The organism is Pseudomonas sp. LjRoot277, assembly GCF_964253845.1.
In the GTDB taxonomy this organism is placed as follows: domain Bacteria; phylum Pseudomonadota; class Gammaproteobacteria; order Pseudomonadales; family Pseudomonadaceae; genus Aquipseudomonas.
Map to the genome: position 1 here is coordinate 4,043,080 of NZ_CAXURI020000001.1, position 17,495 is coordinate 4,060,574.

Consider the following 17,495-nt stretch of genomic DNA (forward strand, 5'->3'; position numbering starts at 1 on the left):
AAACACTCAATCAGCGGTTTACGCGGCTGATGCCGAGTGGTCGAAAGCTCGTCATCGGGATTCCTTTCCTGTGGCTGTTCCTGTTCTTCATGCTGCCGTTCTTCCTGGTGATGAAGATCAGCTTCTCGGAAGCGGCCCTGGCCATTCCTCCTTACTCAGAGATCTACACCTTCGCCGAGCAGAAATTTCAGCTGCTGCTGAACCTCGGCAACTACTCGCTGCTGACTCAGGATGAGTTGTACATCTCGGCCTACTTCGGCTCGTTGAAGGTCGCGTTTTTAAGCACGCTGATGTGCCTGGTGATCGGTTTCCCGATGGCCTACGCGATCACCAAGGCGAGCAAGGAAACGCAGAACGTTCTGCTGTTGCTGATCATGATGCCGACCTGGACCGCGATCCTGATCCGCGTTTACGCGTGGATGGGCATCCTCAGCAACAACGGCTTGCTCAATGCGTTCCTGATGTGGACCGGGCTGACCGATCACCCGATCGAGATCCTCAACACCAACACCGCCGTCTATATCGGCGTGGTGTATGCGTATCTGCCATTCATGGTGTTGCCGCTGTACGCCAACCTGGTCAAGCACGATCAAAGCCTGCTGGAAGCCGCTTCGGACCTGGGTTCGAGCAACTTCAACAACTTCTGGAAAATCACCGTGCCGCTGGCCAAGAACGGAATTATCGCCGGCTGCATGCTGGTGTTCATTCCGGTGGTCGGTGAGTTCGTGATCCCGGAACTGCTGGGCGGTCCGGAGACCCTGATGATCGGTCGCGTGCTGTGGCAAGAGTTCTTCAATAACCGCGACTGGCCGGTGGCGTCTGCCTTGGCGGTGGTGATGCTGTTGATCCTGATTGTGCCGATTCTGCTGTTCAACCGCAGTCAGGCCAAAGAGATGGAGGCACGGGGATGAAACGCTTCGGATTTTCAAAGTTCATGCTGATTTTCGGCCTGTCGTTTATCTACCTGCCGATGTTGATTCTGGTGATCTACTCGTTCAACGCCTCGAAACTGGTGACGGTGTGGGGTGGCTGGTCGTTCAAGTGGTACGCCGGCCTGCTCGATAACTCGCAACTGATGGGTTCGGTGGTGCGCTCGCTGGAAATCGCCTGCTACACCGCGATTGCCGCGGTGGCGCTGGGGACGTTGGCGGCGTTTGTGCTGACTCGCGTCACGCGCTTCAAGGGCCGCACGCTGTTCGGTGGCTTGGTGACGGCGCCGTTGGTGATGCCGGAAGTGATCACCGGTCTGTCGCTGTTGCTGCTGTTCGTGGCCATGGCGCAGTTGATTGGCTGGCCGCAGGAACGCGGCATCATCACCATCTGGATCGCCCACACCACGTTCTGTGCGGCGTATGTGGCGGTGGTGGTTTCGGCGCGTTTGCGTGAGCTGGACCTGTCCATCGAAGAAGCGGCCATGGACCTCGGGGCGAAGCCGTTCAAGGTGTTTTTCCTGATCACCATTCCGATGATCGCGCCGTCACTGGCGGCCGGCGGCATGATGTCGTTTGCCCTGTCGCTGGATGACCTGGTGCTGGCGAGTTTCGTGTCCGGCCCGGGTTCGACGACCCTGCCGATGGAAGTGTTCTCGGCGGTGCGCCTGGGTGTGAAGCCTGAGATCAACGCCGTGGCCAGCCTGATTCTGCTCGCCGTATCGATCGTGACCTTCATGGTCTGGTTCTTCAGCCGTCGCGCCGAAGCGACCCGTAAACGCGCGATCCAGGAAGCCATGGACCAGACCGCCAGCGAATCCTGGCAGCAACCTAAAAAGCAAATGGTAGAAGCGACGGCCTAGTGCCGTCGCCGATGAAGTAAGTGAACTTCATCCTGTGGCGAGCGAGCTTGCTCGCGCTGGGTTGCGAAGCGACCCCAAGAATTCTGGTAACCCTGCCAATTTTGTGAGTGCTGCGCACTCAAGCGGGAGCAAGCTCCCTCGCCACAGGGTTTGGGTTCACTGCAGTGGTTTTGTGTTCGCTGCACAGGTTTTGTGTTCACTGCATTTTTGCTGTGTGATTTTGAATAAAAAGAGAAATGGAGTTGTACCGATGAAAATGTTTGGCAGGACTCTGCTGACACTGTCCTTATTGGGCGCGATGGCCACCGGCGCCCAGGCCAATGACAAGGTACTGCGCGTCTACAACTGGTCGGATTACATCGCCCCGGACACCGTCAAAAAGTTCGAAGACGAGACCGGCATTCGCGTGACCTACGATGTGTTCGACAGCAACGAAACCCTTGAGGCCCGGCTGCTTGCCGGCAAATCCGGCTACGACATCGTCGTGCCGTCCAACAGTTTTCTGGCCAAGCAAATCAAGGCTGGCGTCTATCAGGAACTGGACAAGTCGAAGCTGCCGAACTGGAAAAACCTCAACCCGGTCCTGCTGAAAAATGCTGCCGCCAGCGACCCCGATAACGGTCACGCCTTCCCGTACATGTGGGGCTCCATCGGCATCGGCTTCAACCCGGAGAAGGTCAAGGAAGTGCTCGGCAGCAATGCGCCGACCAACTCCTGGGACCTGCTGTTCAAACCGGAAAACGCCGCCAAGCTGAAAGCCTGCGGCATCAGTTTCCTTGATTCACCGACCGAGATGCTCCCGGCCGCCCTGCACTATCTGGGTTACCCGGTGAACTCCCAGGACAAGGGTCAGATCGCTGAGGCTGAAGCGCTGTTCATGAAGATTCGTCCTTCGGTGGCGTACTTCCATTCGTCGAAATACATCTCTGACCTGGCCAACGGCAACATCTGCGTGGCGGTCGGTTACTCCGGCGACGTGCTGCAAGCCAAGGCGCGCGCCCAGGAAGCGGGCGATAAGGTGAAGGTCGATTACAGCATTCCCAAGGAAGGCGCCGGCAGCTTCTACGACATGGTCGCGATCCCTCGGGATGCGGCGAACGTGGAGAACGCCTACCTGTTCATGAACTTCCTGATGCGCCCGGACATCATCGCCGAGATCACCAACAACATCGGCTACAGCAACGCCAACGCGGCGGCCACGCCTTTGGTGGATGAAGCGATTCGGGATGATCCGGGGTCGTATCCGTCGCAGGCTGTGATGGCGACGTTGTATGCGATTCCAGATATGCCGATTGGCGTTCAGCGGGTGATGACTCGCGGGTGGACGCGGGTGAAGCTGGGCAAGTAACCACGAAAATCCGCGTGGACACCCTGAATTCTGATTTCCGTTCACGCAGCGCCTTACCACCGCTGCACTCCTATCTGTAGAACGGCCTCACCTGGCTTCCTCGGTTAAGGTGAATTTTGGCGCCCTCCTCGGGCGCTTTTTTTATGATGGAAGGAGAGGCCACTCGGCCAGCGCTCGGTAGCGGCCCTTATGGGATTCGAACAGGGTGAAGTGATCGGCCCGCAGATAGAACTCGGGCGGCGTCGCGGACTCGGGCACCGGCACTCGGTAATCGCGCATCAGCGTCAGGTGCGGTCGAAACTCCTTCGGCGAATCCTCAAAGCCGAACGGCAGCATGGCCTGCTCAAGCGCATACACCAGCCGCAGCAACTCCGGTGATGCCTGCTCCGGAGCGAGCACCAACACCCCTGCCCTGCGCCAGACATCCAGCCGATCAAGCGCCACCCTCAAAGGCACACCCGGGGTTCGAACATTGGCAGCGGCCGTGCAGATATCGGCGATTTTTGCCACCTCGACAGCGCCCAAAAACATCAACGTCAGATGAAAGTTTTCCACCGGCACCGGGCGTCCGCTCCTGAGCTCAAGTGCGCTGCGCCATTGGGCAATGGCCCGACGTTGCTCGGGTGCGCAGGTCAGGGCAAAAAACAGTCGTTTTAACGGCTCATGGGATTCGTCGCTCATATCTGGCACCTCCTGACATCCAAGTTATAGTTCATGCAAACGATTCAACTGGAGGGGGCCATGCGCGAGATCATCAGCAAGGAACCATGGTGGGCCGTACCACCGAAACCCGGTCAGGATGAGTCCGAGCTGGAATGGGGCTGGCTGGTTCATTACAACGAAGGTGAGCCGCGCTTCGAGTTCATCAAAGAGCGGCCGACGGACAGTGAAATCCGTAATCGCAAGAGTTGCAGGATCACCCCGACACCGGAGTGATCCTGCCGATGGTTTTTCAGGCTTTTACGATCATTTCGAACCCGCCAAAGATCAGCCTCTGGCCATCGAATGGCATCGGGTTGACGTCCGGTTGCATGCGCGGATCGTTCATGAGTTTTTCCATGCCTGCATCGCGGGTGGCCTTGTCGGGCCAGATGATCCAGGAAAACACCACGGTTTCGTCTTCCTTGAGTTTTACTGCCATTGGAAACGAGGTCACTTTGCCGTCAGGGACATCGTCGCCCCAACATTCGGCGACGCTGAGAGCGCCGCTTTCCTTGAAAATGACAGCGGCGGTTTCGGCGTGCTTCTTGAATTTTTCGCGATTGGCAGTGGGTACGGCAGCGATAAAGCCATCAACGTAGGACATGGTCGTTCTCCTTGGGTTATGGGGTGATCTGCTGGTTAGTCGAATCCGTCGGCCCCCAATCGACAGATCCGCTGCCCGAACTGACCGACGGTACTTCGGCGCTTCCCGCCAGATTGCCCTCGATCTGCGCCGCCATGTAGAACGTACCGGCCATCACGCCGGTGGTCGGGTTTTGCACCAGCTTCAGCCAGGCCTTGTCGAACGTGTTGCCCAGACTGCTGCGAATCAGTGCCTCGCTGTCAGGCCGGTCATTGGCCTGGATAATCGCGCGAATCCCCGCCACGCCCACGGTAATCAGTCCTCCGGCCAGTTTCCCTGCCGCCGCAGCCACCGCACTAGCCGCCCCTCGCGGGGCCATTTCGGCTTCCATCCGCTTGCTGGCGCGCTTGGCCACCGGTGCCATGGCGGTGTCTGTCGAACCCACCCCCTTGTCACCGCCGGCCTTGTGGATCTTCTCGATCAGGGCCGCGTAGGCCGGCAAGGTGTTCAGCGGCTGCGTATGCACCACTTGATACAGCGAGGCGTCCCGCGCTGGTGGAGGCCCGAGGGCGATGGCGGGGATTTTCTGGATTCGGCCATTGAGCTGAGCCATCGGCACGCCGTGACGCTGGGAGATTTTCTGCAGTTCTTCCTGAAGAATGTCCACGTAGAACGCCGTCGCCTGGCCAAGAATCGCGTCGGGATCGATCTCCACCGCGACCGGCGCCAGCACACGCTCTTGGTATTGCTCCAACAGATAGGCCGCCAGGCGCTTGGCCGAGGCATCCTGCTCGCCTTTGGCGCTGATGGTGTACCAGCTGACCTTCATCGATAGCCATTCCTGGGTCCAGTAACTGCTGAACCAGGGAATGAAGTTCTCTTCGGTCAGTTCATAGACCCGCGTTCGCCAGTAATCCATGGCACCGCGCGCGTAGATTTTGGTCTGCTCGGTGGCCGAATGCGACGCCGCGACAATCTCCTGGTCGACCATCTGCCAGGTACTTTGGGAAATAATCACCGGCACCACTTCCACCGGCGCAGGCGCAGTCGTGACGCATCCCGCCAGTACCACCAACACGGCGATGATCAGCGAACGCACGTTCAAGATCGCGGTTCTCTCAGGTTGAAATCAGAACGAGGGCTATATGCCTGAGTATAGGTGGCTGCCCACCCAGGGGCCGGAACAGTCAGCGATGATCCCACCATCACTTATGTCGATATTCACCATCGCCGCGAATGCCTTCCGCTCAAAAACCGTCAGCGTAGGATCGAGCCTAACCCAACGCAAAACCCCGCATCGGAGGGGCGAATCATGATTATCCATCTCCTCACCTGCCTGGCCCTGACGGCCCTCACACTGAGCGTTTTTTCCTGGTACGTCCTGTCCGAGGAGTACACGTCATGATTCACTCCGTGACCCTGGCCGTAAGCTTTGCGGTGTTCGGCAACAACTACTATTCCCAGTCATTCGTTTCGCGCAAAACACTCGAACTGGTGTTCGACAAAAACTTCGAGGCGTTGCTGATGCCGTCCGCCGCCAATCACTTCAACAATGAAGTAATCGGGCTCAATGATCAGTTCCGGTTCCTGAGCGATGTGCTGGAGGAGCACCTGCTGGCAACTGAGCTCGCCGCTACCGCCCGCCGGAATCAATACTTCTGAGCAACTGCCCCAGGCCCTCGGCAAAACACGTCGGTGAGTTCAAGGAAAAACGCTCAAGCAGGCGACTGTTGTCGGCGCGCGAATGTTTGATGTCACCGGAACGCGGTGCGTCGTGGTTCAACGTCACGGGCCGTCCCAGGAGTTCGCTTAATGTCGCCACGAGTTCGTTAACGCTGGTGGATCGGTTAAACCCGACATTGACCGGTTCAATAATCGGCTCTGACTCACCGACCGCCTGTACCAGGACCTTTACGAGGTCATTGACGTAAACAAAGTCCCTTGTTTGCTCCCCATCACCGTAAACCGTGATGGGGAGTTTTTTTTGCGCCCTCTCGCTGAAAATGCTGATGACTCCGGAGTAAGGCGATGAAGGGTCCTGACGAGGTCCGTAAATATTGAAAAACCGCAAAATGACCGGTTCAAGACCATGCTGGCGGCGATAGAAATCGAGGAAGTGTTCGCTGGCCAGTTTGTCGGCGGCATACGGCGTCAGCGGATTCTTGGGCGTGTCCTCGGTAATCGCCATGCCCTCGCCATTGTTGCCATAGATCGCCGCACTGGACGCGTAAACCACTCGTCTTACGCCTGCCTGGCGCATGGCTTCGCAGATATTCAGCGTACCGACGAAATTGCTTTGGTGAGTCGCGACCGGGTCATCGACCGACGCCTGCACCGAGGCCACCGCCGCCAGATGCACCACCGCGCAGCAGTCTTTCATCGCCCGCTCTACCGTCGGCGCGTCGGCGACATCCCCCACCACCAGGGTCAAATGACAGCGATCAATCGGCAAATTCGACAATTTGCCACTGGAAAGATCGTCCAGAACCCGAACGCTATAACCACTTTCAAGCAGTGCTTCGACCAGGTGCGAACCGATGAAACCGGCACCGCCCGTCACAAGAATTCGATCAGCAGTCATGATTTATTTACTCCCCGGTGCAGTGGTGGGTGTTCGATCCATTGCAATGAAGTCGCTTATTTGTTCGATGAATTCACGGCTGTTACTGAGCATTTGTTGCCAGTCGGTGGGAAAGCGCACATTCAACGGCAGTTGATCGATTCTCCAGCGCGGCGACAGGGGGCGATCAAACCGGGCGGCGACCTGCAAGCCCATTTCGCTGGCAGCGAATGGCCCACGCAACACCGTCGGCGTGCGACCGGCGCTGTCGACGGCCTGGACGACATGGGCCGCCAGCCACTCGCCATCGGGCATGCGCACGCGCAGCGGCTGGCCAATCGCGGCATAGCTGATGTTCAGCGGTTCCAGATAAATCCACAGCAGAGGCTCTTCCAGCCGCTCAAGGCGCATCAACAACGTACCCGCACCGACGTTTTCGCCGGGCGTGACCAACACCTCCGCCACTCGACCGCTCTGCGTAGCCTTGACCGACAACGCGGCGAGGCGCGTTTTCAACCACTGTTGCTCGGCGGTCTGTTGAATAATCTCGCGTTCAACGCTCAACGGCGACTGACGAGCCAGTTGTTCGCGGCGCTCGAACGCCAACAGGTCGGCTTTAAAAGCGTCAAGTTCGGACTGGGCTGCCAGCACTTCTCCACGAGACACGGCGCCTGATTCAACGAGGTCTTCAAGCACCTGCACGCGCTCCTCCGTTCTGCCCACTCGGGTCCTGAGCAACTGACGCTCCCTCGTGTCCAGTTTGGTGTTGGTGACGGGCACCGATTTCTTCGGCATCGCGGCGAGCTGCGAGAGCCGCGCACGCCATTCGGGATTGTCGAGACTGACCAATGGCTGATCGATCTGGACCTGCTCCCCGGCCATGACGAACAGCTGATCGACCCGACCGGCATCCCGTGCACGCACCTCAAGAATCGGCAGGCGCAATTGCGCCGGTGCGTCGATCATCAATATGCCGTAAGTCAGCCGCCCTCCCAGCCAGATCAAGGGACTCGCGACCAGGAACAGGATCAAATACCAACGCATGCGAAACGCCATGCGTTTGCCCGGCGCATAGAGAACACTCAAACCCTGTTCCTGGGTCGGGCTCAGTTCTTTGCGACTATCGAATCGAATCTTCATGACGGCTCACCGTTTTGGAAAGTCTCGCCAGGCTTGCCAGTCAATGCCGGCAATTCCCCGTGGTTGCAGCTGTTCGCGCCAGACACTGGTCTGGTGCTGCAACTGCTCAGTCGACGCGCCGGCCCAGGATTCTGTGGCATCCAGTTGCGGCTCCGTGCTTTGCGCCAGGCGGAACTGCAGATCGGGCCAACGTTGGGCGATCTGCTCTGCCATTCGTGCGCTGTTTTTCGGGTTACGGGTGTAGATCATCAGGCTGACCTGACGCACGCCCGCTTCGGGAAGCGCGCACGGCAGACAGGTTTTCCCGGGTTTTGCCTCAGCAAACCAACGATGATGGCTGGAGATTTCTACCGGCCATGGGCTGGCGGCTGAGGCTGCGCGCAAGGTGTCGAGCAAGTCCTTCAAACGCTGATCCGGGACCGGTACGCCCAGTTGTTCGAGTTCCAGGTCCAGGTGCAGGCTGGTGAATGAAAGCCCCTTGAGCTTCGCCAGCAAGTCGGGGAGCTGATGGCGTTCCTGCGGCTCGATCCAGGCCGGATCGCCGAGCAACAGGCTGACTTGCACCCCCTTGCCGGCCGCGTCCTGCAGCAATTGCTCCAGCCGTTGGCGTGTCGTTGCAAGGTCTTTCAACTGGGAGGACTTGAGGCCAAGGTAGATCTTGTCCATCCCGGCTTTACGCAGTTGCTCGAGCTCCGCCTTACGTTGATCGGGATCGAGCAACGCTTCGCTGTCCCAGACATAACTGGCCTGGGACCATTGGCTCGACGGCGCCCCCGCCGCCGGAGCTGGCAGTGGTTGTGCGGCCAGTATCGTGGGGGGCAACGACAGCGTCAGCAGCAGAAGTATCGATCGCATAATCAAAACCTCGTGGCTCGTTTAAGCACCCACCACGGCGCCATCGAGCTTTCTTCGTGGCCCCGGCGAAAGATCTCGTTGAGCATGGCCACTGCGCTCCAGCACCGCAGGAGTAGCATGAACAGCGGAAAGAAAGGCACCAACAACCCCAGGACCACGTCCTTTGCAGGTCGGTCGGACACCATCAACAACATGGCGCCGAACAACATGGCGGTGATCGTCAGGTACAGCGCATAAATCAGTACAAACAGAAACAACAGCGTCTTGCCCGGCAGAACAAATAACGCCAGCAAGGTGTAGCTGAAGATGAGGAACGGCAGCACCAGCTGAAAAAAGAAGCCGCTGAGCAGGATCATCAGAAAGGTCGGCCAGCCCAACAAGTTGGGGTTGATGTTCTGGTTGTGCTTTCTGATGTACAGAAAAAACAGGTCGCCATCCCAGCGCAAGCGCTGCATCAGAAACTGACTGAGCGTCGACGGTGCATCGGTGTGTCCAATCGCTTCCGGTTCGAAGGGAATCCTCAAGTCGTGTCGCTTGAAGTAACTCTTGATGCGCAACGTCAGGTCCAGATCCTCCGCAGTGTGCGTGTTCCAGCCACCGATTTTCACCAGAAAGCTGCGGCGGAATGCCCCGAAGGCCCCCGAGACGTTATTGACCAGGTTCCATTCGGCCAAACCGATTTTCGACATGTGGATGGACAACAGGTATTCGAGCGCCTGCATCGCGGTCACCCAGGAAGCCCAGACATTGCGCACTCGCAGGCTACCGGCGACCGCAGGCACCGACGGGTCCTCGAAATGGCGCACGATGGAGCTGACCATGTTGTTGTCGAAGGACGTATCACCGTCGAGCGCCATCACGATTTCACCGCTGGCAAGCGACAGGCCGGCGTTCAGTGACGACACCCGCCCGCCCCTCTGCCATTTGGCGATCGGGCGCAAATGACGCCTGGGGTACAACTGCGGATCCACGTTGAAACTGCGAACGGCGCTGAGCGTCGGCTGGTTCACCGTGGCCCCGTCCACCACCGGAATCATCTCGATGTGGCCGGGGTACGTTTGCTCGCACAGGCTTAACAGCGTGGTCTGAACGTCCATCCCTTCGCTGTAGCAGGTAATGATGCAAGAGACCTTGGGCCGATAGAGACTGATCCTCGGTATACGGGTGCGCCGACGTGCGAACCAGCGCAAAACACCCAGCATCACCATGATCATCAGGGGCAATTCAAAGATCAGAAACAAAGGGAAAAGCATGAAAAACACCCGGCTCAAACCATCCGGCCCCATCAGCGAGCTGAGTGCGCTGAGGAGTTGCTCCAGGAAAGGGCTCATGGCGGTCACGCCAACTCACTGGCCAGACGGGCCAGTAGTAGTTCGCCATCTTCCTGTTCGAGCAGATCCTGGGGCGCCGTGATGCTGACGACACGCAAGGAAATGTCACTGACTTCCGGTGCTGAAAACAACTCGGCGACCCGGGTCAAGCGTTGTTTGACGGTTTCCAGGCCGTTGCCATCGGTATGGGGAAGCATGATCCAGAAATACTCTTCGGTACTTCGAGAGCAGCGGTCTGTATCCCTGACGGTTTCCTTCAATCGATCAGCCACGCTATCGATGAAGGCATGGCCGTGGTGTTCACCGAGGCGAGTCAACGTACCGGCCAGGTTGACGAAGCGCAGACCGAGCAGTGAGAAGGCAGGCGACTGGTAACGGCGTACGACCTGCATCTGCCAGGTCAGCAGGTCATAGAAATCCTTGCCGCCTAACAGATTGAGTCGACCGAAGTGATGGACCGTTTGATCGCTGAACTCCTGACGGCAGCGGAAACGGCCGGCCTCGGCCAGGCGAAAATCTCTGACTTCGCGTACTCGCAACTTGTCAGGCCTGTGTGACAGGCCGCAATCCAGGCAGCGCGCCTGCACTTCGGCGTCGACAAAAAACGCCTGACATGACCGACAGCGATAGTTCTCCATCGGGCGGTCGTAATCAGTGCCGATATGGCGCAACCGGTTCAAGCAGTTGGGGCACAACAACACCCCGTCCTTGAGAAAGGATTCCTGTGGCCCCACATGCCCACAGGTAAAACAGTGCAATGAAGGCTGTCGTGAAATGTCCAGGGCCTGACATTCGGCACACACATCAATGTAATTGAGCCGGCCCGAGCCACACTCCGAACACAAGCGAACGCGATCGACCAGAACCCCCTCCTCCAGCCAGTCCTGCTGCACCATCAAACTGAGCCAGACAAACGAGTTGACCTGCTCGTTATCAGCCAGGGCGTCCAGCAACGGATAGCGATAATGCTGAGGCACCTCCGGGTCTCGAAGGGCATAGATGTGGGCCTTGTCGCGCAACCACAACCATGAAAGCACCCGACTTTCAAAACGCTCGGGGGCAGAACCCTGTTTGAACAACCTGTAACGTTCTCGCCACACCCCCCAGAGGCTTCTTGTTTCACTGGAATCGACAGGGCACGCGCCATCACCCAAGGCTTCACACCAGCCGTTCTGATCACGGCAGCAGTAAATGAGGCTGTAGCGATAAGGGGGAATGGCGCGCAACTTTCGAAGCACCCGCCCGGCATAAACCGCTGGCAGGTCCAGCAGCAGGACATCAAAGGCGGGTGCAGCCAACAAGCTGCCCAGATCGGCGAAGTGCTCAAGCTCCGGAAGATTCAAGCTTGGAACTCTATTACCCAGTATCGCAATCCGTGGAGTTGGAGTCGGCATGACGCACGGCCTCTGCAGACAGACAAGTACGGTTAAAAGGAGTTAGAAACACTAGCACCGCATCAGAAAAACGTCAGCATTATTATGAAGTTATTTTTTGATATATAGGCCGCCAATATATCGTCATTAATTTTAATTGGATCTCGCCTTACTCATCGAGTTTCGACGCGATGAAGCGCCTTATCACCAGAAAAAATAATTACTTATATTTCATAACGTTATACACACCAAGTAACTCAATCATTACAACTATACTCACTACTAGTTAATAGCCACCATTGATAGCGTTGCGCCATTTAATGGCATCAGCAGTTAATTCCCATTTGCGACAAAGGCTTTAGCTACCGCCTGAACACTAATAAGTTCAAAGTATTTTTATACCAAAATTACTTACTTATAGAACCAGAACAGTCATGCAATAGTTACACGAGTGAAACATCATTGTTTCAATAATGAACATTAGATCAAATCTGACAATTTTTTACTCAGCACAAACCTCTCGAAGGCAACCACGCAACCAGCGATGCACAGGGTCGGCATCCAGCCGCGGATGCCAGAGCATGGCGACGGTGAACGCCGGCAGAGACAACGGCAGTGCGAAGCTGTGCATGCCGGCGCGCAGGCTGGCGGTGTGACGTTCGGGAACGCTGGCGATGAAGTCAGTAGCTCGGGCGAGTGCCAGCGCAGTAGAGAAACCTGCAACGATTGTTGCCAGGTGCCGCTCCAGTTGCAGGAGCTCAAGGGCTTCATCAATGGGTCCCTTGTCGAGCCCCCGCCGAGAGACGCTGATGTGGTTGCCTGCCGCATAACGCGCGGGGGTCATCTCGCCTTCGCTCAGCGGATGCCCCATTCGCACGACGCCAATGAAACGGTCCCGAAACAAGCCCTGTGTACGCAACTCCGGCCCAGCGGCCTTCCCCACCACACCCGTTTCCAGATCGACCGTCCCGTCGCGCAGTGACGTGCTGTCTTTGTCGGGTTTGTGCATGAAACGCAGCCGCACGCCAGGGGCCTGCTCGGCGACGCGGGCAATCAGGTCTGCGCCAAAATTCTCGACAAAGCCTTCACTGGTGCGCAGCGTGAACGTGCGGCTCAGCTGGCTGAGATCGGGTTGCTCGGCAGGCCGAAGCACCGCTTCGGCGTCCTGCACCAGTTGACTGACCCGCTCACGCAGTTCGAGCGCTCGCGGGGTGGGCACCAGACCGCGTCCGGCCCTGACCAACAGCGGATCGCCGGTGGTTTCACGCAATCGCGCCAGTGCCCGGCTCATCGCCGACGGGCTCAGGCGCAGGCGTTTGGCGGCGCGCGCCACGCTGCCTTCGGCGAGCAGCACATCAAGGGTGATCAGCAAATTGAAATCGGGAGTGGACATGCGGCGCCCCGTGGCAGAGTGATATGGCGTTAAACGCACGTATCAAGTGCAAACGGTGCGCCTTCCGCCATGTTAGGCCGGAGCGTAACTTTCTGATAGCTCCGCTTCGGGAGTGGCCAGAAAAGAGGAACAGCATGAAATCAATCAGTGCAGTCGCAGAGCGTGCACAACAGACACCGTCGGTTCGGTGGGCGCTGGCCAGTCTTTCGCTGTCGATGCTGCTGTCCTCGCTCGGCACCAGCATCGCCAATGTGGGTTTGCCGACCTTGGCCCAGGTGTTCAATGCCTCCTTCCAGCACGTGCAGTGGATCGTCCTCGCCTACCTTCTGGCAATTACCACCCTGATTGTCAGTGTCGGGCGGCTCGGTGATATCACTGGGCGTCGGCGGCTGCTCTTGACCGGCATCGGCGTGTTCACGCTGGCGTCGGCCCTGTGCGGTTTGGCGCCCACGCTCTGGCTGCTGATTGGCGCCCGGGCGCTGCAGGGAATCGGTGCGGCAATCATGATGGCGCTGACCATGGCCTTTGTCGGCGAGACGGTGACGAAGGCAAAAACCGGCAGCGCCATGGGCTTGCTCGGGACGATGTCGGCGATTGGCACCGCGATGGGGCCATCGCTCGGTGGCCTGCTGATTGGCGGATTTGGCTGGCAGGCGATCTTCCTCATCACCGTACCGCTGGGCTTGCTGACGTTAGTGCTCGCGTATCGCTACTTGCCCGCCGATCGCCAGAAGCCCAAGACCGATCGCGCCGGCTTCGACCCGCTGGGTACGCTGCTGCTGGCGTTGACGCTCGCCGCTTATGCGCTGGCGATGACCCTTGGACGAGGCAGTTTCGGTCCGTTCAACATCGCCTTGCTGTTGGCGGCGGGCGGCGGCGCTTGCCTCTTTGTATTCACCGAGTCTCGAGTCACCTCACCGTTGATTCGATTGGCGATATTCCGTGATCCCATGCTCAGTGGCAGCCTCGCCATGAGCCTGCTCGTCGCGACCGTGATGATGGCGACGCTCGTGGTCGGGCCCTTCTATCTCGCGCATGGGCTGGGGCTCGATGCCGTTCTGGTTGGACTGGTCTTGTCGGTCGGGCCGTTTGTCGCGGCACTGACGGGTGTGCCCGCCGGCCGTATTGCCGACCGCTTTGGCGCCCAACGCATGACCCTCGCCGGGCTCATCGCCATGGCGACCGGGTGCCTCACGTTATCGGTATTGCCGGAGGCGTTTGGCATCGGCGGCTACCTCTTGCCGATGGTCGTGATAACCATCGGTTATGCCCTGTTCCAGACAGCCAACAACACGGCGGTCATGGCGGATGTTCAGCCGGACCAGCGAGGCGTCATCTCCGGCATGCTTAACCTGTCGCGCAATCTGGGGCTCATCACGGGGGCGTCCGCCTTGGGCGCGGTGTTCGCGCTCGCATCGGCCTCGGTCGACATTGCAACCGCGCGACCCGAAGCGGTTGCCAGCGGTCTGCGGATCACCTTTGCCGTGGCGCTGGTGCTGATCGCTGTCGCACTGGCCATCGCGTTGGGAAGCCGCGCGTTGGCAGTGCGTCGTGAGCGCCGGTAGACAGATCGTTTTACTTTTCCAGCACTACCAGTGGCGTGTCTTTTTTCACAATGTACGTCGCCAGCTCAGACGCTTTGTTCGCGCCAACGTTCTTCGCGACGTGCGCAGTGCCTGCGGGGATGTACAAGGAATCGCCAGCCTTGAGCGTTATAGGAGGCTGACCCTCGAGTTGATATTCAAACGTGCCCTCAATCACGTGGGCCACTTCCACCCCAGGATGAGAATGCTTGGGTGATACCACACCCGGCTCAAAATCAACGAGAACCTGGATCACTTCACGCCCGGCGACATCGAGGTCCTGGCGCAGCAGATCGGTGCGGTGAAGACCCGCCTGCCAGCTTTTTGCTGGAGGCGTCTCTTGTGCTTGAGAGAGGCTCGCGAAGGCCGTAAGTGCTGCGGCAACGGCGACGCCGAGCATGCCAGCAGAGAGACGGTGGTTGAAACGGGACATGGCATTTCTCCAATCAGTGCGCGGAAATGCGCGCGGAGCTTGCCGCGGATGCGGTGGCTCTATTTGGAGGCCGCCGTGTATCGCGCAAGTGTCGAGATGCCTTGGATTTGTATTCGGAGTTAGCTGCAGGTGCGCGGGATACGTTCCGATACAAACGGATCCCGCAGACACGAAAAAGCCCGCACAAGGCGGGCTTCGTAAATCGAGTAGGTGGCCGGCGCTGGTCTCCGGCTTACAAGGTTTATCAGGCTTCCCACAGAACAGTTTTGTGCTGTCCTGCTTCACACGGCATAAGGGCTGGATCTCAGCGCGGAGATCTTTCTAACCGTGTACCCTTCGGAACGCGCCCCACGTTTCCTCGCCATCCGCTTGCGCATCAGTCTGCGTCTTCACCTACACCTTCAAGAGTAGTACAAACTCCAAAGCGCAAGGCGGGCTTTTTAGAACGATTTTGCCCTGTGGGGAGCGCGGCAGGATGGAAAAACACTAACACCCGTGACACGAGCTGATCAGTGTTTACTCATCAGACCATGCAGAACGCCGAACCTCAGACCCGGCTCGGAAGGCGTCATATGCGAGACACCAAATACCTTGAATGCCGCCAGCATGAGCACCAGACCGCCAGGCAAGATGCTCTGGCGATGGGTTTGCAAGCCCGCCAGGCCGAGCTGTTTGACATGCCCCACGTCAAGCAGGCGCAACGACAAACGCAACAGGCCGCTGTAGGTGATGCCGCTTTCGCCATCGTCGTTCAACCCGTTGGCCTTGAGGACTTTGGCCAGCATCCGTGCGGTGCCTGAAGAGCCAATCACCTGCTGCCAACCCAGCGCGCGATAACGACGCGCTACTTTTTCAAACTGAACAGTGGCTACACGCTCAGCCTCCAGAAGCGCCTGAGCCGTGATACACCCCCCCTGAAAGTAGCGCGCGCCGAAGTTGCCGCTGCCTATGGCAATACTCTCGGTCATCAAGGGCTGAGCGCCCTGCCCCAAAATCAATTCAGTGGAGCCGCCACCGATATCCACGACCAGTCGCCTGTTTTCGGTACCGGGTATGGTATGGGCAACACCGGCGTACACCAGTCGGGCCTCTTCATGCCCAGAGATGACATCAATCCGAAACCCCAGATGCCGCTCCGCGCTGGCTAAAAACAGTTGCGCATTGTCGGCTTCGCGCACGGCACTGGTCGCCACCGCCCGCACTCGACCGGCCTCGAAGCCGCGTAACTTTTTGCCAAATCGCGCGAGCGCTTGCCATCCCCGATCCAGAGCCAACTCGTCCAGCGCGCCGCCTTGAAACCCCTCCGCCAAACGGACAGGTTCACGCAAGGTTTTCACTTCTTGGATCACGAACCCCTGACGCCGTCTGACGGACTGGCCGATCATCATGCGAAACGCATTAGAACCAAGGTCAATGGCTGCAAATAGAGAGGCGTCTCCTTTCATGGGGGGATTCCTTGCAAGCTGAGCGCTCTAGGCGGTTTGCGAGGATCTTGCCATGGGGTCAATGACGCTAAGATGACACCCGCGACCCTTTACGGATGAGCAGACACCCGGATCGCGGGTCATTTCTGTACCTGGCACTCCTTCCAGACCTTGCGCATCAGCTCCTTCAGCATCAACGCCTCGGCCCAGCGATCGGTAATTTCGCCTCCGTCAGCACCCGTAATGGCATACGGCGGCGGACCGAGTTCACAGGTGAAGGACAGACTCTTGGGTGTGTTCGGTCGGGCCAGCCAATCCTCGATCCCATAGCGCCACCAGCCCAGGAAACGCTCGAGCCAGGGTCGATTCTGGGCGAAGCTCAAAGGCACCTGGACCTGTTCGCCGTTGGCAACACGACCATGGAAACCCCAACTGTGACGCAGGAGGGTATGGATCTGCTCGTCGTCCTCGGCAGCGGCCGGCTCTGGCAATTCGCGGCCCACGACATAGTGGGACAAGTCGGCCAACAGTTTGAGATCGGGCATTTCAGCGAGGATGTCGAGGGTGAACAACAGGTCGCTGGTGAGGCGATAGCGGTGGGTTTCCAGCAGGATCGGAAAGTCCACCTGTTCCGCCAGACGCTGCCAGCCTTCGATCAGCTTGATCGCTTGCGCCAACGTGCGCGGCCGGACGTCAGCTTGCAGCGTGAGGTGGTGGCAGCCATAGCAGGAGGCGACATCGATCGCTGCCGCCAGATCATCCACCGTGCGAGGGAACAGCTGACCTTCGATTTGCAGGCCCTGCGCTCTGGCGGCGGCACTTAGGCGTGCTGCATGTGGCGCGACCCAGAAATGGTCGGTGATCCCATCGAAGCCGGCGGCGGCGATTTTCTCCAGCTGCGCTTCCAGCGGAAGGTCGCATTGGCCGTGCTGATCTTGCATGGCCCACAGGGACTGAAACACCAGAAATTCACGCATG

At 58.6% G+C, this 17,495-nt stretch carries 18 protein-coding genes; 6 read left to right on the forward strand and 12 right to left on the reverse strand.

Annotation, left to right across the window (positions count from 1 at the left end; genetic code table 11):
* Positions 1–29 precede the first annotated feature (29 nt).
* From ACSQ87_RS18970 to ACSQ87_RS18980, 3 genes are all read left to right on the forward strand, one after another.
* A complete protein-coding gene (locus ACSQ87_RS18970; protein ID WP_162247457.1) occupies positions 30–911 on the forward strand; it encodes an ABC transporter permease subunit in 882 nt (293 codons plus the stop codon).
* The gene (locus ACSQ87_RS18975) at positions 908–1,792 is read left to right on the forward strand and encodes an ABC transporter permease subunit (protein WP_150657396.1); all 885 of its coding nucleotides are present in this window, start codon (positions 908–910) and stop codon (positions 1,790–1,792) included. Before ACSQ87_RS18970 ends, ACSQ87_RS18975 begins: the two co-directional genes overlap by 4 nt.
* A 250-nt stretch (positions 1,793–2,042) precedes the next feature.
* The gene (locus tag ACSQ87_RS18980; protein WP_223433046.1) at positions 2,043–3,140 is read left to right on the forward strand and encodes a polyamine ABC transporter substrate-binding protein; all 1,098 of its coding nucleotides are present in this window, start codon (positions 2,043–2,045) and stop codon (positions 3,138–3,140) included.
* A 141-nt stretch (positions 3,141–3,281) separates the two neighbouring features.
* Here the strand turns inward: ACSQ87_RS18980 and thpR are convergent, their stop codons facing one another.
* On the reverse strand, positions 3,282–3,821 hold the full coding sequence (thpR, locus tag ACSQ87_RS18985; protein ID WP_223433047.1) for an RNA 2',3'-cyclic phosphodiesterase: 540 nt from the start codon (positions 3,819–3,821) through the stop codon (positions 3,282–3,284).
* A 60-nt stretch (positions 3,822–3,881) separates the two neighbouring features.
* Here thpR and ACSQ87_RS18990 point away from each other — a divergent pair, with 60 nt between their 5' ends.
* Positions 3,882–4,076, forward strand: a complete 195-nt coding sequence (locus tag ACSQ87_RS18990) for a hypothetical protein (RefSeq protein ID WP_033056474.1) — start codon at positions 3,882–3,884, stop codon at positions 4,074–4,076.
* A 16-nt stretch (positions 4,077–4,092) separates the two neighbouring features.
* On the opposite strand, the gene ACSQ87_RS18995 is transcribed toward ACSQ87_RS18990, so the two are convergent.
* Both ACSQ87_RS18995 and ACSQ87_RS19000 read right to left on the reverse strand, forming a co-directional pair.
* Positions 4,093–4,446 (reverse strand): DUF1428 domain-containing protein, encoded by a 354-nt coding sequence (locus ACSQ87_RS18995; protein WP_140681436.1) that lies wholly within the window; start codon positions 4,444–4,446, stop codon positions 4,093–4,095.
* Between the two features lie 16 nt (positions 4,447–4,462).
* The gene (locus ACSQ87_RS19000) at positions 4,463–5,530 is read right to left on the reverse strand and encodes a hypothetical protein (RefSeq protein ID WP_223433050.1); all 1,068 of its coding nucleotides are present in this window, start codon (positions 5,528–5,530) and stop codon (positions 4,463–4,465) included.
* 296 nt (positions 5,531–5,826) lie between these two features.
* On the opposite strand from ACSQ87_RS19000, the gene ACSQ87_RS19005 reads away from it, so the two are divergent.
* Complete coding sequence (locus ACSQ87_RS19005) at positions 5,827–6,087, forward strand: hypothetical protein (RefSeq protein ID WP_436274091.1); 261 nt, start codon at positions 5,827–5,829, stop codon at positions 6,085–6,087.
* Here ACSQ87_RS19005 and ACSQ87_RS19010 read toward each other — a convergent pair.
* The 6 genes from ACSQ87_RS19010 to ACSQ87_RS19035 form a co-directional block, all read right to left on the reverse strand.
* Positions 6,059–7,006, reverse strand: a complete 948-nt coding sequence (locus ACSQ87_RS19010; protein WP_223433051.1) for an NAD-dependent epimerase/dehydratase family protein — start codon at positions 7,004–7,006, stop codon at positions 6,059–6,061. The genes ACSQ87_RS19005 and ACSQ87_RS19010 overlap by 29 nt on opposite strands.
* 3 nt (positions 7,007–7,009) lie before the next feature.
* Complete coding sequence (locus ACSQ87_RS19015; RefSeq protein WP_223433052.1) at positions 7,010–8,125, reverse strand: HlyD family secretion protein; 1,116 nt, start codon at positions 8,123–8,125, stop codon at positions 7,010–7,012.
* A gap of 6 nt (positions 8,126–8,131) precedes the next feature.
* Positions 8,132–8,980: a hypothetical protein gene (locus ACSQ87_RS19020; protein ID WP_436274092.1), complete on the reverse strand. Its 849-nt coding sequence runs from the start codon at positions 8,978–8,980 to the stop codon at positions 8,132–8,134.
* A gap of 2 nt (positions 8,981–8,982) precedes the next feature.
* Entirely contained in the window at positions 8,983–10,311 is a 1,329-nt protein-coding gene (locus ACSQ87_RS19025) for a glycosyltransferase family 2 protein (protein ID WP_223433054.1), read from the reverse strand.
* Positions 10,312–10,316: 5 nt separating this feature from the next.
* Positions 10,317–11,705, reverse strand: coding sequence for a diguanylate cyclase domain-containing protein (locus tag ACSQ87_RS19030; protein WP_223433055.1), 1,389 nt, complete (start codon positions 11,703–11,705; stop codon positions 10,317–10,319).
* A 481-nt stretch (positions 11,706–12,186) separates the two neighbouring features.
* Entirely contained in the window at positions 12,187–13,077 is an 891-nt protein-coding gene (locus ACSQ87_RS19035; RefSeq protein WP_436274093.1) for a LysR family transcriptional regulator, read from the reverse strand.
* A gap of 134 nt (positions 13,078–13,211) precedes the next feature.
* Here ACSQ87_RS19035 and ACSQ87_RS19040 point away from each other — a divergent pair, with 134 nt between their 5' ends.
* Positions 13,212–14,642 carry an MFS transporter gene (locus ACSQ87_RS19040; RefSeq protein WP_436274094.1) on the forward strand — a complete coding sequence of 477 codons (1,431 nt, stop codon included), beginning with the start codon at positions 13,212–13,214 and terminating at the stop codon, positions 14,640–14,642.
* 10 nt (positions 14,643–14,652) lie between these two features.
* On the opposite strand, the gene ACSQ87_RS19045 is transcribed toward ACSQ87_RS19040, so the two are convergent.
* The 3 genes from ACSQ87_RS19045 to ACSQ87_RS19055 all read right to left on the reverse strand — a co-directional run bounded on the left by ACSQ87_RS19045 (position 14,653) and on the right by ACSQ87_RS19055 (position 17,494).
* Positions 14,653–15,093, reverse strand: a complete 441-nt coding sequence (locus tag ACSQ87_RS19045) for a cupin domain-containing protein (RefSeq protein WP_223433058.1) — start codon at positions 15,091–15,093, stop codon at positions 14,653–14,655.
* 509 nt (positions 15,094–15,602) lie between these two features.
* Positions 15,603–16,538, reverse strand: coding sequence for a Ppx/GppA phosphatase family protein (locus ACSQ87_RS19050; RefSeq protein WP_436274095.1), 936 nt, complete (start codon positions 16,536–16,538; stop codon positions 15,603–15,605).
* Positions 16,539–16,657: 119 nt separating this feature from the next.
* Positions 16,658–17,494 (reverse strand): sugar phosphate isomerase/epimerase family protein, encoded by an 837-nt coding sequence (locus ACSQ87_RS19055; RefSeq protein ID WP_436274096.1) that lies wholly within the window; start codon positions 17,492–17,494, stop codon positions 16,658–16,660.
* Between the last annotated feature and the right edge of the window lies 1 nt (position 17,495).